General features: G+C 48.6%; 24 protein-coding genes. 11 read left to right on the top strand and 13 right to left on the bottom strand.

Annotated elements, in window-relative coordinates; all coding sequences use genetic code 11:
* Nucleotides 1-40: 40 nt before the first annotated feature.
* Together groES and groL are read left to right on the top strand one after the other, a co-directional pair.
* Nucleotides 41-340, top strand: coding sequence for a co-chaperone GroES (groES, locus tag JMM79_03765; GenBank protein QQY08334.1), 300 nt, complete (start codon nucleotides 41-43; stop codon nucleotides 338-340).
* Nucleotides 341-389: 49 nt separating this feature from the next.
* Nucleotides 390-2021: a chaperonin GroEL gene (gene groL, locus JMM79_03760; GenBank protein QQY08333.1), complete on the top strand. Its 1632-nt coding sequence runs from the start codon at nucleotides 390-392 to the stop codon at nucleotides 2019-2021.
* 223 nt (nucleotides 2022-2244) lie between these two features.
* Here the strand turns inward: groL and rsfS are convergent, their stop codons facing one another.
* The 3 genes from rsfS to JMM79_03745 all read right to left on the bottom strand — a co-directional run bounded on the left by rsfS (nucleotide 2245) and on the right by JMM79_03745 (nucleotide 4100).
* Nucleotides 2245-2601: a ribosome silencing factor gene (gene rsfS, locus JMM79_03755; protein ID QQY08332.1), complete on the bottom strand. Its 357-nt coding sequence runs from the start codon at nucleotides 2599-2601 to the stop codon at nucleotides 2245-2247.
* Nucleotides 2602-2754: 153 nt separating this feature from the next.
* A complete protein-coding gene (nadD, locus tag JMM79_03750) occupies nucleotides 2755-3324 on the bottom strand; it encodes a nicotinate (nicotinamide) nucleotide adenylyltransferase (protein QQY08331.1) in 570 nt (189 codons plus the stop codon).
* 227 nt (nucleotides 3325-3551) lie between these two features.
* Entirely contained in the window at nucleotides 3552-4100 is a 549-nt protein-coding gene (locus tag JMM79_03745; protein ID QQY08330.1) for a ribonuclease H-like domain-containing protein, read from the bottom strand.
* Between the two features lie 39 nt (nucleotides 4101-4139).
* Between JMM79_03745 and JMM79_03740 the strand changes: the two genes are divergently transcribed.
* On the top strand, nucleotides 4140-5081 hold the full coding sequence (locus JMM79_03740; protein QQY08329.1) for a rubrerythrin: 942 nt from the start codon (nucleotides 4140-4142) through the stop codon (nucleotides 5079-5081).
* 28 nt (nucleotides 5082-5109) lie between these two features.
* Here the strand turns inward: JMM79_03740 and def are convergent, their stop codons facing one another.
* Nucleotides 5110-5676 (bottom strand): peptide deformylase, encoded by a 567-nt coding sequence (gene def, locus JMM79_03735; GenBank protein ID QQY08328.1) that lies wholly within the window; start codon nucleotides 5674-5676, stop codon nucleotides 5110-5112.
* A 122-nt stretch (nucleotides 5677-5798) separates the two neighbouring features.
* Between def and JMM79_03730 the strand changes: the two genes are divergently transcribed.
* Nucleotides 5799-5981 (top strand): hypothetical protein, encoded by a 183-nt coding sequence (locus JMM79_03730; protein ID QQY08327.1) that lies wholly within the window; start codon nucleotides 5799-5801, stop codon nucleotides 5979-5981.
* A gap of 343 nt (nucleotides 5982-6324) precedes the next feature.
* Complete coding sequence (locus tag JMM79_03725; protein QQY08326.1) at nucleotides 6325-7497, top strand: tyrosine--tRNA ligase; 1173 nt, start codon at nucleotides 6325-6327, stop codon at nucleotides 7495-7497.
* 50 nt (nucleotides 7498-7547) lie between these two features.
* Here JMM79_03725 and JMM79_03720 read toward each other — a convergent pair whose 3' ends face one another.
* On the bottom strand, nucleotides 7548-8222 hold the full coding sequence (locus JMM79_03720) for a PHP domain-containing protein (protein QQY08325.1): 675 nt from the start codon (nucleotides 8220-8222) through the stop codon (nucleotides 7548-7550).
* Nucleotides 8223-8277: 55 nt separating this feature from the next.
* Here JMM79_03720 and JMM79_03715 point away from each other — a divergent pair, with 55 nt between their 5' ends.
* Nucleotides 8278-8820, top strand: a complete 543-nt coding sequence (locus JMM79_03715) for a DUF1802 family protein (GenBank protein ID QQY08324.1) — start codon at nucleotides 8278-8280, stop codon at nucleotides 8818-8820.
* Nucleotides 8821-8892: 72 nt separating this feature from the next.
* On the opposite strand, the gene JMM79_03710 is transcribed toward JMM79_03715, so the two are convergent.
* Entirely contained in the window at nucleotides 8893-10521 is a 1629-nt protein-coding gene (locus JMM79_03710; GenBank protein ID QQY08323.1) for a CTP synthase, read from the bottom strand.
* A gap of 183 nt (nucleotides 10522-10704) precedes the next feature.
* Nucleotides 10705-11274, bottom strand: a complete 570-nt coding sequence (locus tag JMM79_03705) for a dCTP deaminase (protein ID QQY08322.1) — start codon at nucleotides 11272-11274, stop codon at nucleotides 10705-10707.
* 120 nt (nucleotides 11275-11394) lie between these two features.
* Between JMM79_03705 and trxB the strand changes: the two genes are divergently transcribed.
* Complete coding sequence (trxB, locus tag JMM79_03700; GenBank protein ID QQY08321.1) at nucleotides 11395-12351, top strand: thioredoxin-disulfide reductase; 957 nt, start codon at nucleotides 11395-11397, stop codon at nucleotides 12349-12351.
* A gap of 63 nt (nucleotides 12352-12414) precedes the next feature.
* Here trxB and JMM79_03695 read toward each other — a convergent pair whose 3' ends face one another.
* The 5 genes from JMM79_03695 to JMM79_03675 form a co-directional block, all read right to left on the bottom strand.
* Entirely contained in the window at nucleotides 12415-14907 is a 2493-nt protein-coding gene (locus tag JMM79_03695; GenBank protein ID QQY08777.1) for an ATP-dependent Clp protease ATP-binding subunit, read from the bottom strand.
* The gene (locus JMM79_03690) at nucleotides 14907-16013 is read right to left on the bottom strand and encodes a protein arginine kinase (GenBank protein ID QQY08320.1); all 1107 of its coding nucleotides are present in this window, start codon (nucleotides 16011-16013) and stop codon (nucleotides 14907-14909) included. The genes JMM79_03695 and JMM79_03690 overlap by 1 nt, the downstream gene beginning before the upstream one ends.
* Nucleotides 16013-16501, bottom strand: a complete 489-nt coding sequence (locus JMM79_03685; GenBank protein QQY08319.1) for a UvrB/UvrC motif-containing protein — start codon at nucleotides 16499-16501, stop codon at nucleotides 16013-16015. Before JMM79_03685 ends, JMM79_03690 begins: the two co-directional genes overlap by 1 nt.
* A gap of 4 nt (nucleotides 16502-16505) precedes the next feature.
* Nucleotides 16506-17375 carry a branched-chain-amino-acid transaminase gene (gene ilvE / locus JMM79_03680; protein QQY08318.1) on the bottom strand — a complete coding sequence of 290 codons (870 nt, stop codon included), beginning with the start codon at nucleotides 17373-17375 and terminating at the stop codon, nucleotides 16506-16508.
* Between the two features lie 1258 nt (nucleotides 17376-18633).
* On the bottom strand, nucleotides 18634-19098 hold the full coding sequence (locus JMM79_03675; GenBank protein QQY08776.1) for a bifunctional nuclease family protein: 465 nt from the start codon (nucleotides 19096-19098) through the stop codon (nucleotides 18634-18636).
* Between the two features lie 564 nt (nucleotides 19099-19662).
* Between JMM79_03675 and JMM79_03670 the strand changes: the two genes are divergently transcribed.
* Nucleotides 19663-20649 carry a malate dehydrogenase gene (locus JMM79_03670; protein QQY08317.1) on the top strand — a complete coding sequence of 329 codons (987 nt, stop codon included), beginning with the start codon at nucleotides 19663-19665 and terminating at the stop codon, nucleotides 20647-20649.
* Between the two features lie 35 nt (nucleotides 20650-20684).
* On the opposite strand, the gene hisF is transcribed toward JMM79_03670, so the two are convergent.
* Nucleotides 20685-21461 carry an imidazole glycerol phosphate synthase subunit HisF gene (hisF, locus tag JMM79_03665; protein ID QQY08316.1) on the bottom strand — a complete coding sequence of 259 codons (777 nt, stop codon included), beginning with the start codon at nucleotides 21459-21461 and terminating at the stop codon, nucleotides 20685-20687.
* Nucleotides 21462-22060: 599 nt separating this feature from the next.
* Here hisF and JMM79_03660 point away from each other — a divergent pair.
* The 3 genes from JMM79_03660 to JMM79_03650 all read left to right on the top strand — a co-directional run bounded on the left by JMM79_03660 (nucleotide 22061) and on the right by JMM79_03650 (nucleotide 25221).
* Complete coding sequence (locus JMM79_03660; GenBank protein QQY08315.1) at nucleotides 22061-23371, top strand: bifunctional UDP-3-O-[3-hydroxymyristoyl] N-acetylglucosamine deacetylase/3-hydroxyacyl-ACP dehydratase; 1311 nt, start codon at nucleotides 22061-22063, stop codon at nucleotides 23369-23371.
* The gene (gene lpxA / locus JMM79_03655) at nucleotides 23368-24141 is read left to right on the top strand and encodes an acyl-ACP--UDP-N-acetylglucosamine O-acyltransferase (GenBank protein ID QQY08314.1); all 774 of its coding nucleotides are present in this window, start codon (nucleotides 23368-23370) and stop codon (nucleotides 24139-24141) included. The genes JMM79_03660 and lpxA overlap by 4 nt, the downstream gene beginning before the upstream one ends.
* A 108-nt stretch (nucleotides 24142-24249) precedes the next feature.
* Nucleotides 24250-25221, top strand: a complete 972-nt coding sequence (locus JMM79_03650; GenBank protein ID QQY08313.1) for a KpsF/GutQ family sugar-phosphate isomerase — start codon at nucleotides 24250-24252, stop codon at nucleotides 25219-25221.
* Nucleotides 25222-25236: the final 15 nt, after the last annotated feature.

Raw genomic sequence — 25236 nt, 5'->3', positions numbered from 1 at the left:
TAAAACTCAAACAACCTAACATATACAAAATCATAAAACTATGGCAGCTAGTAACTTTAAGCCTCTTGCTGACAGGGTACTTGTAAAACCCAGTGACGAGAAGGAACAAGTGAAACATGGCATCATTATCCCGGACTCGGCCAAGGAAAAGCCACAGGAGGGAAAAGTGATGGCACTTGGGACCGGAAAAATCGACGATAACGGTAGGCGGATTGAGTTTACCGTCAAAGTTGGGGATACGGTTCTCATCTCAAAATATGGTGGTACAGAAGTGCAGCTCAACGATGAAAAGTATCTCATTCTTCGTGAAGATGACATTTTGGGAGTCATTGGTATTTAGGTACCACCTATAGTTTTTTTTATAAAATTCACTTATAGTAGATATTCTTATGGCAGCAAAACAATTACTGTTTGACGAAGAAGCTAGGCAGGCTCTCCTGCGTGGTATATCAAAACTGTCCAAGGCAGTTAAGGCGACTCTCGGTCCTTCAGGTCGAAACATTATCTTGGACAAGAAATTTGGAAGCCCAACTATCACTAAAGATGGTGTGACTGTCGCAAAGGAGATTGAGTTAGAGGACCCCTATGAAAATATGGGTGCTCAACTGGTGCGCGAAGTAGCTTCCAAAACTTCTGATTTGGCAGGTGATGGCACTACGACCGCAACGGTGCTTGCCGAGGCAATCTATCGTGAAGGGTTGAAGAATGTAACTGCAGGTGCGAACCCTACCCAAATTCAGCGTGGTATTCAAAAAGCAGTCGACGCTCTTGTTAAGGAGATTGGCCAAATTTCTAAGAAGGTTAAGGATAGCACTGAAATTGCTCAAGTGGCGACCGTTTCTGCCAACTGGGACTCTACTATTGGACAAATCATCGCCGACGCTATGGAGAAAGTTGGCAAAGATGGCACTATTACGGTCGAAGAAAACAAGTCGATTGAAACTGTCTTGGAAGTAGTAGAAGGCATGCAGTTCGATAAGGGATATCTTTCTCCATACTTTGCAACTAACACTGAAAGCATGGAAGTGGCCTTAGAGAACGCCTATGTCCTTATTCACGAGAAGAAAATTAGCAGCTTAAAAGACTTACTTCCACTGCTTGAAAAGATAGCGAAGGCTAGCCGTCCGCTTCTGGTTATTGCTGAGGATGTAGAAGGAGAAGCCTTGGCCACGCTAGTAGTGAATAAGTTACGTGGCACGCTGCAGGTTGCTGCTGTTAAGGCTCCTGGATTCGGAGATCGTCGTAAGGCGATCCTTGAAGACATCGCTGTTCTTACCGGTGGGCGTTGCCTTACAGAAGATTTAGGTATACGGCTAGAGAATGTTCAGGTCGAGGATTTAGGGCGTGCCAAGCGGATTACGATTGACAAGGAAAATACTACCATTGTGGAAGGAGAGGGTAAGAGCTCGGATATTCAGGGTCGTGTGGCTCAAATTCGTCGTCTAATCGAAGAGACTACCAGCGACTATGATCGCGAGAAGCTTCAAGAACGTCTCGCTAAACTTGCAGGAGGGGTGGCCGTCATCAATGTAGGTGCTGCTACCGAGACTGAGATGAAGGAAAAGAAGGCTCGTGTTGAGGATGCACTGCACGCTACCCGTGCGGCTGTTGAGGAAGGTATCGTTCCTGGTGGAGGGGTGGCCCTCATCCGAGTGCAGAGGATTTTGGATAGTCTCCGGTTCGAGGGAGACGAGAGAATTGGCTCAGATATTGTTCGTCGGGCCATCGAGTTCCCACTGCGTCAGTTAGCCGACAATGCTGGAAAAGAAGGCGCTTTGATTGTCGAAGAAGTGAAGAAGCGCAAAGGCAATGACGGCTATAATGTAGCTGCTGACTCCTACGAGGACCTCGTAAGAGCTGGTGTGGTAGATCCTGCCAAGGTGACTCGCACTGCACTGCAGAATGCTGCCTCTATCAGTGGACTTCTTCTCACTACGGAGGGCCTTGTTACAGAGATTCCAGAAAAAGAAAAGACAGTGACCCCGCCTGCTCCAGGTGGAATGGGAGGCATGGACTACTAGGTCAGAAGGCAGAAGGAGGCTTTTGGCCTTTTTTTGGTTAGGGCAGCGCCGAGACACGGGCACCTCGGGAGGTCTCGTCGCTCCGCCCCCCTTCTCTGTTGGGGGGCGGTTCTATTTGGGGCAGCTCTGTTCTTTTTGGAGCTGCCTCTTGTCTTAGGTCTTAGTGTGCGGACCTCTTTTGAAGCGCGTCTCCGAAAAGAACCCCCCCCTCCACCTTTTTTAATTATTCCCTTAACTTTAGGCGGGGGGCATCTCGCCAAAGGTTTTCAATAGCATAAAATTTCCGTTTCTCTTTCAGAAAAAGATGCGCTACCACCTCACCGTAGTCGATCACTACCCATTGGCTAGCAGGTAGGCCACTTACCGATAACGGTTGCAGCCGGAGACGATCTCTCAGTTGCCCACGGATGGAGGAAACAATCGCCTTGAGCTGTGGCTCCGAGAGTGCACTCCCAATAAGAAAAAAGTCCGTCCATGAAGAAATACCACGCAAATCTAAGAGCACCAAATTCTCCGCTTTCTTCTCAGTAGCTGCGTGGGCACAAGCCTCTATCACACCGAAGCTCTCTCTCACTGTCACAGACTAACTAAATAGTTGGTGTAGAAATAGTAAAATCCTTCGGCTTGGGCACTAAATAGAGATGGAATAGAGACCGGCAGATTAGCCCAGAACTAAGTGAGGATCTCGAAGAAATGAATTGAACTACTGCGACGGGCTTTTCTATCTGTCCTCTTAATGAAAGCAAGGTCGATACCACCTAGAGCTGAGTAATATCTTGTGCACGGGCTCCGGAAGTAGGTAGCGGATTGAAGATCCTTGAGAAAGTCGAGCTCGTATCTCTGAAGAGGAAATGTCTAGCCTCCTCTTCAGGGTAGGAAAAGCAGCTTCGGAGACAACATCTCCCCTACTCAGTACAACAAAGCGGATCTGACGACACAGCGTCTTGTACTCTTTCCAAGAGGACAAAGTGGGAAGGTGGTCACCTCCAATGAAGTAAAAAAATTCTGCAGAGGGATAGCGCCTTCGCATCTGACAGACCGTATCAATGGTATAGGAAGGACCATCGCGTCCTAACTCACAATCATCCCATTCCAATCCAGGCTCTCCTCTAAGGGCGACTCTAAGTAAACGAGCGCGAAACCTATCCGGAACATAGGAGGGCAAGGAGAGTTTGAATGGAGAAACTTTCGCGAGAAGAAAAATCACCTTATCTAGGCTCAGCTGCTCCAGGGCATCTCGAGCCAAAATTAAGTGACCGTGATGGACAGGATTAAAACTCCCACCGTAAAGACCGATCTTCATAGAGCAATCAGGAAACAGATCCAAGACTGAGAAGTCGAATATACATGAGCTGTCCCGTCTATGGAACACACCCCCAATCTAACGGTTCAACTCCAACATGGATCCCTACGACACTCAGGCATGGCCACTATGCTTGGTCGGCAAGTAGCATCTTCATTCCCAAAGGGCCGGAAGTTTCGTCCGATAGAGTAACTGAATAGGCAGTTCCAGAGATTTTTTGGATAGCACTACAAGCAGTGCCAATTGATGGAAATTTTCTTCTTCCGAAAAAATCGATCTACATAGAACAGCTCTCCATGCTGGAGAGCATATTCGTGTACTAAGCGGGTCACCTTTACATCGAAACAACAGTACTCCGCAATTTGTAGAAGTTTCCCTTCCCTCCACCATCGAATAGCCTCCAGCCCGTCGGCTGTCTTCCCAATGCCCAACGTCGCCTGAGCCAGTGCATCCAGCGCTAAGCGGTGTCCAACTATCCTCTCTACTTCTACCATTAGATCTAATGTCGGCAGATAGTGCGGCAGATCTAGAATCGTATACCCCATAAGAACTTCATAGTCAAAACGGAGGATATTGTAGCCGACTACCATATCTGCCTGCTGAAGCCGTGCGACCAGTTCCCCCACCCGTTTTTCTGGATAAATGGTGTAGTTTTCATCTTTCGTACTAAATATTACTGCTAGGGATACCTTCATCAATTGCTTACGATTCCATCCCCCCACATCTCCTGCTGTCCTCTGTGTTTCCAAGTCGAAGTAAACTATGTCCTTTGTCACAATTTTTATAATATCTACTCAAGCTAGATAAGCCTTAGAATGAGAACCTTCGAAAGTCTGAATTCCAGAGAAATTCTCGCCCTCGCAATTTCTTTGGAAGAGGAAGATGCAAGAATTTACAGAAACTTTGCAGATGCACTCCAACCCACCCACCCTAAGAGGGCTTCTGACTATGGAAAGCTTGGAAAAGAAGAAAGTGGGCATCGCCGCCATCTCCTAGAACTCTATCAAACACTCTTTGGGGTTACCAATATACCCTCCATTCACCGCCGAGACATTCGAGGCTTTATATCCCGCAATCCAATTTGGCTAATTCATCCATTCAATGCTGAGACGGCCGCACGTGAGGCAGAAACCATCGAAGCGGAAACTAAACGTTTTTATGAACTTGCTGCTCGGAACAGTAATGATACTGCAGTCCAACAACTTCTGGAAGACCTTGCTGAGGCAGAACGCTCTCATGAGAACAGTATTAAACAGCTACGCCAGGCAGAGGAGGGGGGCACGAACCGTACGCGTCTCTTCATGCTGCAAGTGGTTCAGCCAGGGCTTGTTGGACTAATGGATGGCTCCGTCTCCACACTCGCCCCAGTGTTCGCCGCTGCTCTGGCTACACGTAGAAGTTGGGAAACGTTCTTGGTTGGACTTGCTGCCAGTGTGGGTGCCGGAATTAGCATGGGATTTGCAGAGGCCCTTTCCGATGACGGGAGTCTTACTGGCCGAGGCCGACCATGGACCCGTGGAAGTGTCTGTGGGCTTATGACTATCCTTGGTGGCATTGGGCACACTCTTCCCTACTTGGTAATCCGAGAGATCACCATTGCAACCTCCATTGCCATCAGCGTGGTCGTAGTAGAACTTTTTACCATTGCATGGGTCCGGCACAGGTATATGGCTATCCCCTGGACATCAGCGCTTTTCCAGGTGGTTGCTGGGGGGTTACTTGTCTTCTTCGCCGGTATGCTCATTGGAAATGCCTAGCACACCCTAGACCTTCTCTCCGGAAAAATTAACCAGTCTTGAGTTCAAGCAGTCCCTCCACGGCAGGTCTCAGCGTTTCCAGAGTATCTGGATCCATGCGGTCTATAAAAAGGACCCCTTGAAGGTGGTCAAATTCATGCTGAATAGCACGGGCTAGTAATCCCGTGGCATAAAATTCCATCTTTTTTCCCTCCAAATTGAGTGCCCGCAGAAAAACACAAGTGGGACGAGGTACCAACCCCTGAATAGGATAAGATCCTTCTATAGTCGGAAAACTAAGACATCCCTCCAGGGCATAGTCTATTTCCCCATAGGGCTCGATTACAGGATTCACCAGCGCAATAGGCATTGGAAGCTTAGGAAAACCTGTTTCTGGGAACACTACATTTAAGCACGATTTATCCCGAGGTAGGTTTAACACAAAAAGCTGCAGTGGCAACCCTATCTGTTGAGCCGCTAGGCCGATTCCATTGGCATCTATCACAGTTTCAGTCATATCTGCCGCAAGTTGGAGAACACGCCTATTTATCTGGACAACATTTTTACCCCTCATGCGAAGCACAGGATGTCCATATCTAGCAATTTTAAGAATCATATAGATTGTCTTTCTCGTCTCAAATTTTCGCAATTCCCTTAATTTTGTTTTGTGCCTCCATGTCCCCAATCCGGTCCAAACCCAGACTTTTTTATATGCCCAGAGTTGAGGAACCCAGTCAGATGGAACTTGACAAGGTCCCTTCTGGGGAGCTTGCTGAGGGCAAGCAAGGGGGATTTCCTGCCAAGAAGCTTTGGCTCTCCGTGCGGAAAAAACGAAGAAAGTATGGGGATCAAGTCATGAATAATGATTTCATTAGAGCAAAATATGGCCACAACTTAAAAAGGGAATTTGGCCATCGTTGAGAGACAGAGCAGGCCGGGGAGGAAAGAAGCTGCCTAGGCTTTTTTGTCTGAACCTAACTTAAAAAAACCGTGTCTATGAGTTGGAGGACCTGTATAGCTCCTGTGGTAAGATCGTCTTTACTTTTTTCCACGAAAGCTGAAGCACGCACTGCCGTCTTTATAGAGGAAGGCTCCCATGTGATCCAACCTAATGCGTATGCGTCACACTCAACCGGTCCACAAGGGGCCGTCTGCTTTCAGAAGCGGGCAGTAGAAGAAGTTAAAGTAGAAAAAACTCGAGAGTAAGTTTCGTGCAAAGTAGTCCACGGTCCAGTGCAAATTGTCTTTGACCATTGATACATCAATGCGATCCGAGATTTTTACAACTCTTGCGGGAAATTGCCTGCAGATCCTTAGCCCAGAAGAGCTAGAGGACAGACTAGGGATAGGCCGTCCTCTTAGGGTAAAACTGGGAGTAGACCCTACCACGCCAGACATCCATCTTGGACATACCATCGCTCTCACTAAACTGCGCCAGTTCCAGGAAGCAGGCCACGACAGCATTCTAATCATTGGAGATTTCACAGCCACAATCGGAGATCCTAGTGGGCGTTCGATTGCCCGTCCCAAGTTAACTTACGAGGAAGCCATGTCCAATGCTCTTACCTATCAAAAACAGATATTCAAGATTCTTGATCAGGAACGGACGCATGTTGTCTTTAACAGCAAGTGGTTCAGAGCGATGTCTCTTGAGAAGATAATCTGCCTAAACAGCCTCGTTACCATTCAGCAAATTCTCCGAAGGGAAGATTTTAGGGACCGCATAAATCTGGGATTGCCTATACGCCTCCATGAGGTTCAGTATCCGCTCATGCAAGGGTGGGATTCCGTGCAGGTCTTAGCGGACATCGAATTAGGTGGAATGGACCAGCTCTTCAATATTATGATAGGGAGGCATCTGCAAAAGGGGGAAGGGCAGCCTCAGCAGGTTGCCATGCTTCTTCCACTATTGGAAGGGATGGATGGTATCAAAAAAATGAGCAAGAGTTTTAACAACGCCATAGGTATCACGGAAACTCCGGAAGTGATGTTTGGTAAACTTATGAGCATTCCGGATGCCACAATGGGCCGCTATTATGAACTATTACTCCGCGACTCCATCCCACCTAGCATTCATCCTATGGATGCCAAGAGAGAACTCGCTCGTCGGATAGTCAGTAAATACCACTCACAGGAAGCGGCAAGGACGGCTCTGGAAGGCTTTAATCTTAGATTCAGCAAGCAAAATTTCGAGGAGGTTGACCTTCCCTCTTATTCTCTCGGAGAAGGAGAACATGATTTGATATCGACCGTCGTCACAGTCTACTCTAGGTGCTTCGGCATATATAAGTCCCACGGAGCAGTACGGCGCCTCATCGAGCAGGGTAGCGTACGATGGAGGGGGGAAAAAATTGCCAATCCGTACGTAAAACTCACCTTAGGTTCCCAGGGCGTCCTCAAGCTAGACAGAACGCATGCAGTCCTCTTGTCCGTCTAAAGACCAAAAAGGGGGCACTCACTTTTCCAGATGCTTTGCCGACCCTCTTACTAGAAACAACGGAACCAATTTCCAGAGTATTTCTTCAGGCTCTCCAAAAAAGGGGAATAGCGTCCCCCAATTTGAGTAGCCTTGGGGAGTTGAGATAGGACACTGGCGATGGAGAGCCTCTCCAAATCTAACGTTGTCCAGCACGTTCCCACGGCTGTTCGGTGATGAGCATCACTCCCAGCAACCATCCCCAGCGAACGTGCTGTAGCATATACACGGGCTTGCTGATTATATTTTCTTCGGCAAGCCGCTGCATTGAACACCTCCACTACCTCCAATTGCATCTGATCCATAATTTCAGGACAAATACTGGCACGCCATCGATCAAAAGGATGGGAAGGTACAGGGATCCCTCCACACATGCGAATTTCTTCCGCCACCTGAAGGGCGGGAGCCCCCTTCCGATTAGGGATCGTACCCCCAATACATAGCAGATGTCCCTCGGCGGTAGAAACTTCTACTCCTGGGAAGATCAAAAAATTATCTACCGGTAAACCATCTTCCCGTACGAGTCTATTTTGAATACAATACTGAAGAGATTGACAATTATCGTGATCAGTGATGGCAATCCCACTTAGTCCACGGGACTTAGCAGCTTCTACGAGCTGCTCCGGGCTGCTGGAAGCATCCGTAGAAAAAAACGAGTGGGTATGAAAATCAAAGCGATAAAGCATCTACGCTAGAAGCCCTCCTACAAGGGGGGATATCACTTATCCAAGCTATCTAAAAATGGACATGTTTCCAGCATTTAAAGAGTGGGCGCTAGTGTGTGAAGCCCTTGGAAATGGGCAACAAAATATCTTGATTCGAAAGGGAGGGATTTCTGAAGGTAAAGCGGGGTTCTGGTTTAGACATAAAGAGTTTTTTTTGTTTCCTACTTGGTTTCATGGACAACTAGAAAAGACAATACTACGGGATGGTCCGTTTCCATTTTTTGTTGGGAATGCGTTGGAAATCCGCTATTTAGCTTCCACGGAGTGGGTGCGGTTTGTACAGGACAAGGCAAAGATCGCTAAGCTTCGTGAGTTTCATGTCTTACAGGACTTTGTGGTCCAAGAGCGCTTTCAGAATAGAGGATTGGGTGTCCACGTAGCTCTGGTACGAGTGTTCCGCTTGAATCCTCCGCACTACATTCCACATAAGACGGAATATGGTGGATGTCGCTCATGGATAGAAATTCCCTCTCGACAAAACGGCTGCGTCCTAGCTCCCGCGGTAGGTGATGGAGTGCATCAGAAATGCAGGAGAGCACTAGAAAAAATCCTCGACTAAAAGGCGCCAACTCCCCCCTTCTCTCTAGGAGGATTGACGCTTTTGCAACTGATTGTCCGGACGGAATAAAAGCTAGGTGGTATGGGAAGCTGTCAAATTTGCGGCTGATTTTGCGAGGCAAGCGGCAACGAAGCCTCGAAAGAGTGGGTGTGGATTATTAGGTTTAGACTGAAATTCTGGATGAAATTGACAGGCGAGGAACCAAGGATGATCCCGCAACTCAACTAGCTCGACCAGGCCATCAGTGGGTGACGTGGCGCTAATCACAAAGCCATGTTTCTCCATCCGTGTTCGATAACGTGTGTTGAACTCATATCTGTGGCGATGCCGTTCCTGAATTTCCGTCTGCCCGTACACCCGATAGGCGAGTGTATCTTTTTGGATGACGCTTGGGCACTTCCCCAACCGCATAGAGGCTCCCTTATTCGAAGTTGTAAGCTGCTTGTTGAGAATAACAATGACAGGATGTGGAGTTGCAGGGTCAAACTCTGTGCTGTTGGCGCGCTTTAATCCACAGACTCCTCTAGCAAATTCAATAATTGCCACCTGCATACCGAGACAGAGCCCAAGGAATGGGATGCGAGACTCCCGAGCAAATTTAGCGGCAAGAATTTTACCCTCCACGCCCCTGTCTCCAAAACCGCCGGGCACAAGGATCCCAGCTATCCCACACAGATATTTCTCCGGTCCTTCATGTTCAACACGCTCAGCGTCTACCAAAGCCAAATCAACTCCACAATCATTGTCAGCTCCAGCATGTGTTAGAGACTCGTAAATACTTTTGTAGGCGTCTTGAAGTTCAATGTACTTTCCCACAATGGCGATACACACACGCGTCCTTGGGTAGATTACCCGCTGCACAAAGCCTTCCCAGTTAGCCATATCTGGCTCCGGAGTTCTAAGTTTCAATGCTTTGCAGACAAACGAGTCCAATCCCTCAGCCCTTAGGTTAAGGGGAAATTCATAGATGGTATGCTCCACGTCGCGCGCCTCAATCACCGCTTCGTAAGGAACATTACAATAGAGGGAAAGCCTTTGGCGCACCTCCCCATCCAAAGGCTTCTCGCTACGGCAGATCAGGACTTGAGGTTGAAGGCCGATCTCGCGCAGCTTGGCTACACTTTGCTGTGTAGGCTTGGTTTTTAGCTCCCCGGCAGCTTTGATGAAGGGAATCAAGGTTACATGCACAATAATGACGTTACCAGTACCAACTTCGAGAATGAATTGACGGATTGCCTCAAGAAATGGCAGGCCCTCAATGTCTCCGGTTGTGCCTCCGATTTCGGTAATCATTACATCTACACCAGACGTCCAACCAAGATGGCGAATACAGGCCTTAATTTCCTCGGTGATATGTGGAATCACCTGTACGGTTCGCCCGAGATACTCACCTCGCCTCTCCTTGGATAGAACTGCTTCGTAGATTTGTCCGCTAGTGACGTTATTGGAACGGGAGAGAACACACTGTGTGAACCGCTCATAATGGCCAAGATCCAAGTCGGTTTCAGAGCCGTCCGCTAATACATAAACTTCCCCATGTTGGAACGGATTCATGGTGCCAGGATCTACATTGAGGTAGGGATCCAGCTTCTGGAGTGCAATTTTCAAGCCTCTTCGCTCAAGAAGAGTCCCAAGGGAAGCAGCCGCAATCCCCTTTCCTAGGGAGCTTACAACACCTCCAGTTACGAAAATATATTGCACGTGGAATTAAGGAATTAAGAAAGTCGGACGGAAATTGAAAGTCCAGGACACTACCAGAAAAGGCTATGGGTCGCCGACACACTGACACAACTGCCGGAAGCAAGTGCTACATACCCCCCTCTCTCTTCCCTCGGCACATAAAAAAGAGATGCGAACCCACACTTTGGGAAAGGTACACGCGTTCTATACGAGGGGTGTTGTAATGCCCGTTTGGCGCATATACTTTCCCCCACGCTCCGCGTAACTTACACTGCAGGGCTCCTGTGCAAGGCAAAAGATCACCTGAGCAAGTCCTTCGTTGGCGTAGATTCTTGCTGGCAATGGAGTGGTATTGGAGATTTCCAGCGTAACATGCCCTTCCCACTCTGGCTCGAAAGGAGTAACGTTAACGATGATCCCGCAGCGCGCATATGTGGACTTTCCGACGCAAATAGTGAGTATTTCCCTTGGGATCCTAAAGTATTCAACACTTCTTGCCAGCGCGAAAGAATTGGGAGGTATGATACAGACATCCGCTTTGGTATCCACTAGAGAACAGCAATCAAAGTTCTTGGGATCAACTACTGTATTGAAAACATTGGTAAAAACCTTAAACTCGTCTGAAACCCGTAGGTCATAACCGTAACTGGATAACCCATAGCTAATAACCCGCTGTCCATCCTGGCTGAGCCGGACTTGCCTATCCACGAAGGGTTCAATCATAGAGCACTCGATGGCCATCCGGCATATCCACTGGTCCGAACAGACTGACATGGTAGGGGCATTCTCCCAAAAGAGACTGTGGAAGTAAAACCCTTTATGTGGTGGATTGTACTGTGTGACCGGGAATACCCCCAAATACCAAAAAAACTAACGAGACGCTCCCTTCTCCTTATGGAAAATGTCATCATCATCGGCGGCGGGTGTGCTGGTCTTACCGCGGCTATTTATACCGCCCGAGCAAACCTCTCGCCCCTAGTTATAGAAGGCGCCCAGCCCGGCGGACAGTTAACTCTCACAACTAGTGTGGAAAATTTTCCTGGTTTCCCCCATGGAATTGATGGGCCAGACCTGACGCAGCGTATGCGTATGCAGGCAGGCCGTTTTGGAGCAAGGTCTGAGTACGGCACACTGGAAGATTTTGAGGCTGTTGGCCAAGTCCAACGGGTGAAGATCGATGGCATTTGGCGTGAGAGTCGTGCACTAATTATTGCTAGCGGTGCCTCGGCCAAGTGGCTAGACCTGGAAGGGGAGGAGCAACTAATTGGCCATGGCCTTACTTCCTGTGCAACTTGTGATGGAGCATTTTACAAAGGCGTGCCCGTAGCTGTTATCGGTGGGGGGGATTCTGCATGTGAAGAGGCCCTATTCCTTACTCGCTTCTGTTCTCTTATATATCTAGTCCACCGTAGAGGAACCCTACGTGCTTCACGTATCATGGAAGAACGAACTCTCACACATCCAAAAATTCAGCCTGTATGGAATTCTACCGTACAAAGATATCTCCCAGATGAATCTGGTGCGATGCGTGCCATTTGTATTCGCAACACTGTGTCCGGGAGCCAAAAGGAGCTTGAGGTTAAGTGTGTCTTTATCGCTATTGGCCACACCCCAAATACGGCGCCTTTTCAGGGCAAGCTTGAACTCGACAATGCTGGCTATATCGTGCCGAGGCGTAGGACGCAAACGAGCTTGCCCGGAGTCTTTGCAGCCGGAGACGTAGTCGATCCTGTCTACCGTCAGGCCATTACAGCAGCAGGACAAGGATGTTCCGCCGCCATAGACGCCGAGCGCTGGCTGACGGCCGGCTATAAAGGGCCCGAGAGAAAAAGAGGGGAAGAAGAGGGGTAAGCTCCCACTGAGGATAAAGGGGGGCAATCTTCTTTGCTTTATTTAGCCTAGCCCTCAGCCTAGCTAGCTATCAGTGGTAATAGCTACAGAACCCTCCTTTATACGAAAGGAGAGTTTCTCTCCATCTCTCTTTACATCTACCTGATCCCCCCCTTTCAAGTTCCCACGCAACAGCTCTTCCGCCATAGGGTTTTCTAAGAAACGCTCAACAGCTCGTCGCATTGGACGAGCACCGTAGGCAGGATCGTATCCTTTCTCGATCAAAAATTCGATCGCAGTTGAGTCCAGGCATAAATTGATTTCCTTGGTGCGGATGCGCTCGACGACCTTTGCCACCTCCAGATTAACAATGCGTTCCAGATCCAGACGTGTGAGTGAATGGAAAACAATAACGTCATCCAGCCGGTTTAAAAACTCTGGTTTAAAAACCTTCTTAGCTTCTGCTAGAATCTTCTCTCGCATGGACTCGTAGTTGTCCTGGGGCTTGGAGACACCAAATCCTAAGGCTGTCTGTTTCTTGATTAGCTCTGCCCCCACATTGGACGTTAGAATGATGACCGTGTTCCGAAAATCCACCCTTCGGCCAAGACTGTCTGTTATCCTACCCTCCTCCAAGACTTGCAGAAGGAGGTGCATTACATCCGGATGCGCTTTTTCGATCTCGTCGAAGAGCACCACCGAGTATGGGCGATGGCGTATTGACTCTGCCAGTTGGCCTCCCTCTTCGTATCCGATGAAGCCGGGTGGAGAACCGATTAGACGTGTAGCCGTGAACTTCTCCATATACTCGGACATATCAAGCTGCACCAAGGCGTCAGCGTCCCCGAACATAAACTCGGCTAATGTCCGTGCAAGAAACGTCTTGCCCACTCCAGTGGGGCCCAAGAAGATAAAGGAGCCAATGGGACGCTTCGGGTCCTTAAGATCCGTACGAGAACGTCGCAAGGCTCTACAAATAGTAACCACTGCCTCATCTTGCCCAATAAGTTGCTTTTTCAGCTCATTCTCCATTGCAAGAAGTTTGGAAGCCTCTTTTTGCTCCATGCGACTTAGTGGTACCCCGGTCCATTTCGAAACAATATGAAGAACATCTTCCTCCGTGACGTAAACCTCCTTTTCCTTACGTCTCGCTTCCCACTCAGCAAGAGCGACCTCTAACCTCTCTCTAGCTTGCCTTTCGCAGTCACGCAACGAGGCAGCCCTTTCAAAGTCTTGCAGTTTGATAGCTGACTCTTTGTTCGATCGAGCAACCTCGATCTCGTTTTCTATGTCCTTTATGCTAGGCGGTCTAGCCATTGAGGCGATACGGGCACGAGCGCCTGCCTCATCCATCACGTCTATGGCTTTGTCCGGAAGGAAACGCCCAGTAAGGTAGCGCTCCGAATATCTTGCCGCTGCCTCTAAAGCCCCATCAGTAATTCTGACTCCGTGATGAGCCTCATATTTTGGACGTATTCCCTTGAGAATCTGGACAGTCTGCGAAGTAGACGGCGCCTCCACCTTTACTGTTTGAAAACGCCGCTCCAAGGCAGCATCCCTTTCAACGTATTTTCGATATTCACTAAACGTAGTTGCCCCAATACACTGCAGCTCACCTCGACTTAGGGCGGGCTTGATAATGTTAGAGGCATCCATTGCTCCTTCCGCAGATCCAGCTCCGACGATAGTGTGCAACTCATCGATAAAAAGGATAACGTTTTTGGTTTTCCGAATCTCATCTATCACCGCTTTAATTCGCTCCTCAAACTGGCCACGATATTTTGTCCCTGCCACCATAAGCGCGAGGTCCAAGGTGATGACTCGTTTGTCTCTCAGAATTTCCGGAACATTTCCTTGAATTATTGCTTGGGCCAGTCCTTCAATAATAGCAGTTTTGCCAACCCCGGCTTCCCCAATAAGAACCGGATTATTCTTCGTACGACGGCAAAGAATTTGAATTACTCGCTCAATTTCGTCACTCCGTCCAATAACCAGATCTATCTCCCCCCTTTTGGCACACTCAGTAAGGTCTCTCCCAAAAGCACGTAGAGCCGGGGTTCTGCCTCCCTTTCCCCCTGCTGCTCCTCCTCCCACTGCTTCGGCCACCATAGGCTCCCCACCTTCTCCCTCTTGAGCACCGAAATTAGGATCCAGCTCCCTCATGACCTCGCTCCTGGCACGTTCAAGATCTACTTCCAAATTTTTTAAAACCCTTGCAGCAACCCCCTCTCCCTCGCGCAGCAGCCCTAACAACACATGCTCAGTACCAATATAGGAATGCTGGAAGTTTTTGGCTTCCTTTCCGGCTAGGGCAAGAACTTTCTTTACACGAGGAGTGTAGGGAATATTTCCCACTATTTTAGCTTCTGGACCGGTTCCTACTTGCTTTTCTACTTCCACGCGCACCATTTCTAGATCCAAGCCCATTCTTTGCAGTACGCTAACAGCCACACCTTCCCCTAATTTAATTAGCCCTAGCAATACGTGTTCGGTACCAATGTAGTTATGGTTAAAGCGATCTGCCTCTTTACGAGCAAGCGCTAGCGCTTGCTGTGCCCGTGGTGTGAAGTTTTTCATCATGAGGTCTTCCCATCCTCTCCCGGCATAGGGCTAATCCTAGCAACATCCGGCTGAGATATAGCATTCAATTTTGTTCGGATGATAGAAGAACGTAATGCATCTCGAGCTTCGACTGCCATCTTTTGTACACCCTTTTGGAGGTGCGCCGGTTGGGTCTCAATAAAAAGCTCATCTACAAGATGTCTGGCACCATCGTGAAACAAACCTAAGTCTATCCCAAGCTTAATGATGGAAAGCAAATTAAGCGCTTCTTTCGAACCAATCGAGCGGGCGTGGCAAAGTATACCGTAGGCACGCCCAATCTGGTCTAATAATGTGACAGAACGCTGCTCCAGAAGAACTTGGCGCGCATTCTGCTCATGCTCGAGGATGGTTTCAATTACCTTGTTGAGTCGATCGATAATCTCCTCCTCTGACTCACCTAGTGTGGTCTGGTTGGAAACCTGGAAAAGATTGCCAATAGCCTCAGATCCCTCTCCATGGAGCCCACGGACAGCTAAGCCAATCTTATTAACTGAATTAATAATTTTGTTTACTAGGTCGTTCATCACCAGGGCAGGCAGATGCAGCATAGCAGAAGCACGTATACCGGTGCCGACATTTGTAGGACAGGCTGTAAGATATCCAAGTTGATCATGAAAGGCAAAGTCAAGTGCCATTTCTAGCTTGCTGTCCGCTTGGTTAATCATATCGAACACTTTGGTCAGCTGGAGACCGGAACAGATAGCCTGCATGCGTAGATGGTCCTCCTCGTTGATCATGAAGCTAAGGGTTTGAGCAGTGTTCATTACAACAGCACTTCCCACCCCCCTGGCTGCATGTTCTCTACTGATGAGATGACGTTCTACCAAAATTTGTTTTTCCAGCGAAGAAAGCGATTCTAGATGCTCCGTGAAGGCGTCTTGCATCTCCGGAAGCGATTCAACAACAGGTTTGATTATCTGTACTACTCCCAAACGCTCCGCTTTTTTAGCCCAACCGGGAAAAGGCTTGCCCCGCAGGTTCCGTGCCAGGCGCACCCTGCTACTAATGACAATGTTCCGGTGAGGCCCCTCCCCTTTTAGCCACTCACCTGTATTGGAAATAATTTTGGAGAGTTTCATCACGCACGTTCCGACTCTAGCTGATGAATTTCATCCCGGATTGCTGCCGCTTTTTCATATTCCTCGGCCTCTACGGCCCGTTGCAGTGTATCGTTTAATGTCTTCAAGCGTTCCCGGTAGGAGCGGAGCTTATGGTATCGAGCAGGCACTTTACCGCTGTGTCGAACGCCCTTATGCATGTTTTTCAACATGCCCAAAAGCAACCTTGAAAAGGCATCATAGCAATTGCTACAGCCCAAACGTCCGGTTTTCTTGAATTCTGTTTGCGTAAATCCACAGACAACGCACTTTGGTATGGGAGGCTGCACATCTATACTCGGGGCTGTTCCTAATCCTACTAAAAGCTCTGCCAACTCAAAACCTACAGGATCACTTACTCCCTTGTTCTTCGAACAAGCTTCACAGAGATTAACCTTCTGCATCTTGCCCTCGACGATTTGAGTCAAAAAAACTGTTGCTTCCTTGCTCTGGCAAACATCACATCGCATGCAGTCAGTAAATCACAGTACCTACCCTTCGTGTCAACTGATGGAATTCACTGCTCAAACGCTGCGTTATGGGACCAGGTACTTCCACTCCTATTCTCCGGCCATCCAACATTGCTACTGGAATAATCTCCGCTGCGGTTCCAGTTAAAAAACACTCATCTGCCACAAAAACCTCATGGCGAGTAATATCAGCTTCTTTTAGGGAAATTCCAAGATCTAACGCTAGATCGAAGATGACAGAACGGGTAATTCCTGCCAACGCTCCAGCGGTAACCGGAGGGGTAACTATGCCCTGCTTTCTCACGATGAAAATGTTGTCAGCCGTACACTCCGCAACGTACCCCCACTCATTAAGCATAAGACCTTCTTCAGCACCAGCCTGGGAAGCCTCTATCTTGGCCAGAATATTGTTGAGGTAATTGAGAGACTTAACCATTGGGCTGAGCGCTGTAGAGGTCGTCCTGCGAGTTGTGCAGGTTATAACCTTCAGTCCCCTCCTGTAAATCTCCGCTGGATATAGATTAATGCAGTCAGCAATAATGATCACCGCTGGGAGACGGCAATGTTCCGGGTTAAGTCCCAGGTTGCCGATGCCCCTAGTCAGAAGTAGTCGGATGTACCCGCTCTGTAGCTGATTGGCCCGAACGGTCTCCAACAGCGCTTGTTGCATCCCCGTCTTAGTTATGGGGGGTTTTAGGCAAATGGAATGGGCAGAGTCAAAGAGGCGGTCTATGTGGGCCTCTAATTGGAACACTCTGCCGTTATAGAATCGAATTCCCTCAAAAACTCCATCTCCGTAGAGTAAGCCATGGTCGAACACGGAGATTTTCGCATTCTCTTCTTCGTAGAGGGTACCGTCAACGTGGATCTTCATAATTTGTTCAATCGTTGCATTTAGTCTTATTTGGTGCTTGTCCTCCGTCAGGAAAGAATCCAACCCCTATGGGATAAGACCCTCCTGTACAAGATGTGGATTCAGATGTGGATTCTTGTAGAGAGCTTGAGATAAGGCAGTTCTATCCTAGACAAAGAGAATTTATTGGTCAGGCGGGGATCACGCGATGCCGTAAGGCCCTGGGCTTTTTAGCCTGGTTTTGGGGACCATACTTCGATTTGGAGCCTGCCAGCTCAACAAGAGTTCCTACCAGAGAGACTCTCTCGTCAGCAGATATCTATGCTTCGTGTCTTGGACGAAGACAAAGTCGCGCCGCGACTTTCTTCCTTATCTCTCCCCACAAGTTACTGGAATGGGGAAAATGACTACACGCATGCTTGTGATTCCACCTCATCCTGTTCCTATGTTACTCTTGCTTTGCTTTGTTGCCTCCGAGTTGTGAGAAGACATAGGGGCTTGGACAACCGCACACCGTCCCTGCTGGATATTATTAACAGATTACCTTTTTAGGAAACTGATCGTGAACTTAATTTTCACTCCCCCTCCTCACATCTCCTAGTGCATACAAATACCGGAAAAAGACGCGAGTACGAGCAGCAGCACCCTGCTTGTTGCCAAAGACTTGCTATAGGCGAGATCTGGAGAGCTTAGATCCCCCCCTTAGTCCCATAGCAACTAATCGAATACTATCGGAAAAATTGTCTACTAACTGGTCCCCTTTAGTAAAGCTCTTAGTAACAACTCTTCTTCTAAACCCCTCTTATTCATCCTTCCTACAAGACTCAAGAATAGAGTAGGGAGGAAGGCTACAGTTAGCTGTAGTTTGCAAGGCTCAGGTCCGTTTTGGAGGGCACACTTATGGCGGCGGCTAACGTCGGCGAGTTCTATTTTATCATCGCTATCATCCGACCTTTTTTCTTTGGCCGATTAAACACAGGAATCAGCTGCGCCAAGAATTCAGATGGATAGTAGCAGAGCGCAGCACAGAATGCAGGGCGAAAAATCTCCCTCCATAAGTGTTATGGCCCCAAGCTTCCCAGAACTCCGAGGTAGGTGGCTGTCTATCCGTTTATATTATGTGCGGTGTGCGGAACCTTCTCCCCCTCGAGCCGATAGCTAGCCCTGCTGCTGTAAGTCTTGGGCTTTTTCTCCTTGGAAAGCCTCTGTAACGGGTCACAAACCCTATGTCAGTAGAATAGGAACGCATGTGCGATGGCAAGGGAGGCTTCTAGAACCCTTACCCCTGATCCCCCTCCCGACGGCGTTCCTCTTCTATGCCATGGAGAACATCAGACATGTCTTCAACCTCATCCCAAACTTCCTGACTGACATAGATCGGTGCGCGTTGCTGCGCAGCCATCGCAATGCAATCGCTAGGGCGCGCATCTAGCTCAATGATCCTCCGCTGATGGAGCTCATTTTCAGCAGCAATGATCAAGCGTCCATAATAGGTGGTTCCCTTAAGTTGGTTAATGATTACCCGATCTACGCGAGCACTAAAAGCAGTTAGCATGAGTCCGACAAGATCATGTGTATGCGGCCGATCTTTTTGGATGCTACTAAGGAACATGCTAATTGCACTTCCCACTCCGACATCCACATAGATCACAAAAGTTTTTTCCTCATTGCCAAGGAAAACTGCACAGCTGCTATCAGCCGGAATTACCCCACGCACTTTCACCTCCTTCACTAGCTTGCTCATAGCCAAGATATCTACCAGCAGAGTCAAGTTGGTACAATCCCCCCGTGAGTTTTCTGTCCTAATAGGACCTACAAGCACACGTCCCTAACACGTCTCATATATCTTGTCTTCTTATCTTGTAGCAAACAAGGAGAGGATCAAAGGATCCCTTGCAGGAGAGTTGTGGGTCTTGGATGGCTTAATTGGCACATCCTTTTTCCCAATTGCCTGGTTCTCCTTGTTCATTCTTTCAAAGTTCCAAACCCAGACGAGAATGAATGATAGACAGGCGCAGCTCAGTAGCCCTATCTCCGAGAGCCTAAATTCTGGCAAGTGTCTAAAGTTTACCCAATTCTTTATTGACAAAAACTGGATGCCCAGGCCTAAGCTGGCAGCCGGTGTGAGTAGCCAGCTTGGCGGCTTGTGGGTCCGTCCTACGCGGGAGCTGTCGTTGGCCTGAAGCAAGAAGGGGGATCTGGTGTTTTAGTCATTTAGTCATTTTAGTCATTTGGTCAGGGAGGGTGTTGAGCTTGCTGAGAGGGGGTTCATTCTGATAATTACCTAAGGAAGAGGAGGAAACTTGCCTTGAAGAAGCCTATCCATGTTGCTGTCACCGGTGCCGCTGGCCGGGTTGGTTATTCCTTGCTCCCAAGAATCGTTTCAGGAAGTCTTTTCGGCCCTAGCCAGCCCATTATTCTACGGCTCATTGAGGTACCATCTGCCCTCAAGTCACTGGAAGGCATCCTTATGGAACTGCTCGATTGTGCTTTTCCCCTTCTGGAGAGTGTTATAGCTACTGATGACTTGGACGAGGGTTTCCGAGATGTAAATTGGGCGTTACTTGTGGGAAGTATGCCAAGAAAAGTTGGCATGGAACGCAAGGATCTATTGAGCACCAATGGGAAGATCTTCGTGAAGCAGGGACACGCTATTCAAAGGAATGCCGCAGCCGATGTCCGAGTACTAGTAATTGGTAATCCGTGTAATACGAATTGCCTAATTGCTATGAGTAGCGCGCGAGATATTCCTAATAATCGGTGGTTTGCGATGAGTCGACTCGATGAAAACCGTGCTAAGGCTCAACTTGCAGAAAAGGCTGGTCAACATTGGCGAGAGGTTACCAATGTCGCCGTCTGGGGCAACCATTCCAGCACATTATATCCAGACTTCCTGAATGCTCGCATTGGGGGTTGTTTAGTTTGCGAAGTCATTCCGGATATGGAATGGCTAAGGGGTGATTTTATTCAAAGTGTTCAGCAGCGAGGTAGCACCATTATTCATGCCACGGGGCTTTCTTCGGCGCAATCTGCTGCACACGCGATTGTGGAAACCATTCGTAGCATCGCTGAGCCAACGAGTCCCGGAGACTGGCATAGCGTATCTTTATCTTCGGACGGAAGTTACGGTATAGAGAAGGGCCTCGTTGCTTCCTTTCCTGTCCGTTCCAGAGGAGGCTGCGTGGAAATTGTCCAGGGTCTCCAGATAGACCCGTTTGGCCGGTCGAAAATAGCAACTAGTATAAGCGAGCTCACGGAGGAACGTGCGGTCGTTGCTGAGCTATTGAAGAGTTGAATTGGAGCGACTCACTATAACGGGGCGGTGGACGGTTATTTGGCTGCTATGCGGGGCGGCCGCACCGTGATCCCCTTGGAAAGAAGGAACTCCTTGACAGTTTGGAGGGTGTATTTTCCAAAGTGAAAGATGCTAGCAGCCAGGACGGCGTCGGCACCACCCTCTGTCAGAACCTGGGCCAGATGGGCCAGTTCCCCAGCGCCCCCACTAGCAATTACCGGAATCCCAACGGATTGGCTCACCTCCTTGCTAAGCCTGCAGTCATAGCCACTGCAGGTCCCGTCTGCATCCATGCTGGTTAAGAGAATCTCGCCTGCCCCCAGATCTGCCACACGACAGGCCCACGTGACTGCCTCCAACGGTGTAGGCTTGCTCCCTCCATGGGAATAAACGCGCCAACCGAATCCTGGCTCATGCCGGGCATCAATCGCCACCACCACACACTGCGAACCAAAGCTCTCTGCGCCATCTCTGATCAAATAGGGAGTTTGAACGGCTGAGGTGTTTATACTAACCTTATCAGCTCCTGATGAGAGCACAGCTCGCACATCGTCTATACTCCGGATTCCACCACCTACTGTGAGGGGAACAAAACATACCTCAGCCACATCCTCTATTAAGGAGAGGAGGGCTGGCCTTCCCTCGCGAGAGGCAGTAATGTCCAGAAAAGCCAGCTCATCCGCCCCCTGCGCATCGTATGCTTTAGCGCATTCAACGGGATGGCCAGCATCTCTCAACGCCGAAAAACACCTTCCCTTGACCACACGACCCTTGTTGACGTCAAGGCAGGGAATAATGCGCTTTGCGAGCATACCCTTTCTGTAAAGTAAGCGTCCCATTCCTTATACATCATTCCCAAGGGGGAGAGTATGTCCTAGCTTGCACCTCGTCTATCATTTCTTCTTGATTTGCACTCCATGCTTATCCTCCCCGGGCATGGTGGATTGTCGGCGAGACTAAGGCCATCCTGGGTAAATTGACATCAAAATCAGTTTCAGGTGACTGAACAGTGGCCCCGCACAACGTACTTCACCTGCACTGTGATAAGTATATTTCTTCCTGTAACGTCAGTTCGTTTTCTTGTGGCGCCATCGCGCGAGATCGTCTGTGACCAATCCCCAACTGGAAGCCAACTTTTTTGCAAAAGGACTTCGTGACATCTGCCCGTTAGGGCGTACCCCTCCTGAGAGGAATTGCCTAAAGGAAAAAATTGGCATGATCATACAGGATCAAGGGCTATATACCCTAACACCCAGGTGGCCTGTCAGCCTAGCAACCCTCGCATCTTACATGCTTACATAAGAAGGATAAGCGATCTGCAAAAAAACAAATCTGGCCTGCCCTCTAGATTGAGCGTAGACCCATCTCACCTTTCCTGCTAGGAAGCTGTTCCTGTATCAAATGCACTCTTTTGAGCGTGGAAAAACAACGGACGTTTGCACAATCAGCCACTCTAACTGGTATTTCCCTCCACACCGGGGAAAATGTTCACCTCACCATTCATCCTGCCAATCCAGGCTATGGGGTAAAATTTCAACGCAAGGACTTACCCAACCAACCCATCGTAGAGGCAAAGGCTGAAAATGTGAAAACTGTCGAGCGTGCTACCACCATCGTTAATGGAAATGTCCAGGTTCATACTGTTGAGCACATCCTTTCTGCACTCTCCGGTATGGGAGTTGACAATGCACTTGTAGAAATGGATGCTAATGAACCCCCCATTGGGGATGGTAGTGCTCAACCCTTTGTGCGGCTTATTCGTGCAGCAGGCATCATTGAGCAGGAGGCGGCACTCTCTCAGTTTGAGGTCCTAGAGCCTATCCATCTAGAAAGCCGAGAGGGCTCTTTGTTAACTGTTGTACCTGACAATAAGTTTCGGATTTCTTGTACACAGGTAGGCCCTAAGGGGCAGTTTACTCAATTTCTTTCTTCCATTATTACTCCGGAGATATATGAGAAAGAAATCGCCCCAGCACGCACATTCGTCTTCTATGAGGATGTAAGAATGCTGATGCAGGATGGACTGATAAAGGGAGGAAGTCTGGAAAACGCGATAGTGGCTCGTGGGGATTCTGTTCTTAGTAGAGAGCCGCTTCGTTTTCCAGATGAATTTGTGCGGCACAAGATCCTGGATATTGTCGGTGATCTTGCCTTAATGGGACGCCGACTTTGTGCTCATGTGATCGCTGTCCGACCAGGACATGGGCCCAATACGGAGCTAGCCAAGCTACTTGCCAAACGGTACACACAACTACTAGCTACAACTCCAGTTCCAACCATTTCCAGATCACCAGTGCTGGACGTTCATGAAGTGATGAGAACGCTGCCTCATCGGTATCCATTTTTAATGGTCGATCGTGTTATAGAGCTCCGGGATGACATGACAGCTGTCGGAGTTAAATCCGTTACCATCAACGAACCATATTTTCAGGGGCATTTTCCAGGACATCCGGTCATGCCGGGTGTCCTTCAATTGGAAGCTATGGCCCAAGTAGCGAGTATTTTAATGATGCGAAAAACAGAGAACTCAGGAAAAATTGGGTACTTCATGAGCGCTGATGACGTTAAATTTCGCAGACCAGTGGTACCAGGAGACACCCTCTTCATCCACGCAAAGATGGTTCATGCCACCAAGCGTTTGGGCAGGGCATGCTGTAAATGTCTCGTCAATAATACAGTAGTTTCCGAAGCTAGTTTACTATTCGGTCTCGTTTCATCATGACAAGGATCCACCATACCGCCATTGTGGATTCCACGGCCATCCTGGAAGAAGGGTGCTGTATTGGTCCCTACTGCAACGTGGGTCCTAAAGTTTTTCTTGGAAAAAGCTGTGTACTTCACAGTCATGTGGTTCTTCATGGTCCCTGTACGATAGGGGTGAAGAACACCTTCTATCCTTTTTGTTCTATCGGTCAGCGCACGCAAGATCTTAAATATGAAGGTGAGCCCACTCACCTGGAAATTGGAAAGAGTAATACTTTTCGAGAGGGTGTCACCATTAATCGGGGGACTACCCAAAAATCAAAGACTGTAATTGGGAATTACAGTAACTTTCTAGCATACAGCCACGTAGCCCATGACTGCGAAGTTGGCAATCATATTGTTTTTTCAAACGGTGCTACACTTGCCGGACATGTTTGTGTGGAAGACCATGCAGTTATTGGCGGCCTGACCGCAGCGCACCAATTTTGTCGAATCGGTCAACACGCTATTGTGGGAGGGTGTTCCAAAATTGTACAAGATGTCCCTCCTTTTATGATTGCAGACGGAAACCCAGCGGAGATCCACGGAATTAATGTTGTAGGGCTGAAACGTTTTGGATTCGGGGAAGGTGAACTTCTAACATTGAAAGGAGCTTTTCGCATCCTCTATCGTTCTAATCTCAACGTGCAACAGGCTCTAAAAAGGATCCGACAGGAGATGGGCTCTAGTAGCAATATTAATACTCTTATTTCTTTTATTACCTCTAGCCATCGAGGCATCATACGGTAGTGTGTGTTTCTCTTTTGACGCTATCCGACAGCGTGTGGTATACTCCCCTTCTGTAGGAGGGGGAGGAGGGTTGTTGTTTCCTCTTGATCCAGGTTAAAAAAATCCGGAATGGATTACTTAGAACGGGCCAGGCGCGTTGTCTCCATTGAGATGGAGGAGGTGTGTCGCGTTGGGCAGCGTTTAGGTACTAGTTTCTTGGATGCAGTAAATTTGATTAAGGCTACCCTTCAAAAAAGGGGGAAGATCGTTGTAGTTGGTGTAGGGAAGTCAGGTCATATTGGAAAAAAGATTGCAGCCACCCTTACTAGTACAGGGAGTGCAGCTGTTGTTTTAAGTTCTCTAAATGCGCTACATGGTGACCTTGGCATTGTCGCCGGCGGGGATGTAGTCCTTTTCTTAAGCTATAGTGGTGAAACGGAAGAGATAGTAGGTATCCTTCCAGCTCTCATCCGTTTTGATGTCAAAATGATTGCAATGACTGGTAGCATCAATTCTAGTCTGGCCAGGGCCAGTGACATCGTATTAGACGTGGCTGTTTCACGGGAGGCTTGTCCGCTCTCTCTTTCTCCCACCTCCAGTACGACGGCAATGTTGGTAATTGGAGATGCGCTGGCAATGGTGCTTCTGGAAACAAACTGTTTCAGCGCAGAAGACTTTGCCAAGTTTCACCCGGGCGGCCGCCTGGGGCGTTCTCTTTTGCTAAAGGTGAGAGATGTCATGCGCACGCGTGAAGAAATGGCTCTTGTCTTACCCTCAGCTACCGTCCTGGAGGCTGTTCAAAAGATGACGCACAAACGGTGTGGGTGCGTTACAGTGGTAGATTCTTCTGGCTATCTATCCGGCATTTTTACCCAAGGTGATTTTGCCAGACATTTCCCTAGTTCTCCTGATATTGGGGGTCAGATGGTCGAAAAATTTGTTACACGTTACCCAGTAACGGTTATTGATAGCCAACCTGCTGCTGAGGTTCTCCGTATTCTTCGGAAACATCGGATCGATGACCTGGTGGTTGTAGACACCTCCAACCGACCCATAGGACTGGTTGACTCACAAGACTTAACACGCCTAAAGCTGGCTTAGGCGCTTTTGAATACC

Origin of the sequence: Candidatus Xiphinematobacter sp., from assembly GCA_016766635.1 — a bacterium.
GTDB lineage: Bacteria > Verrucomicrobiota > Verrucomicrobiia > Chthoniobacterales > Xiphinematobacteraceae > Xiphinematobacter.
The sequence above is the reverse complement of the archived record's forward strand: the minus strand, read 5'-3'. Positions and strand labels throughout refer to the sequence as shown.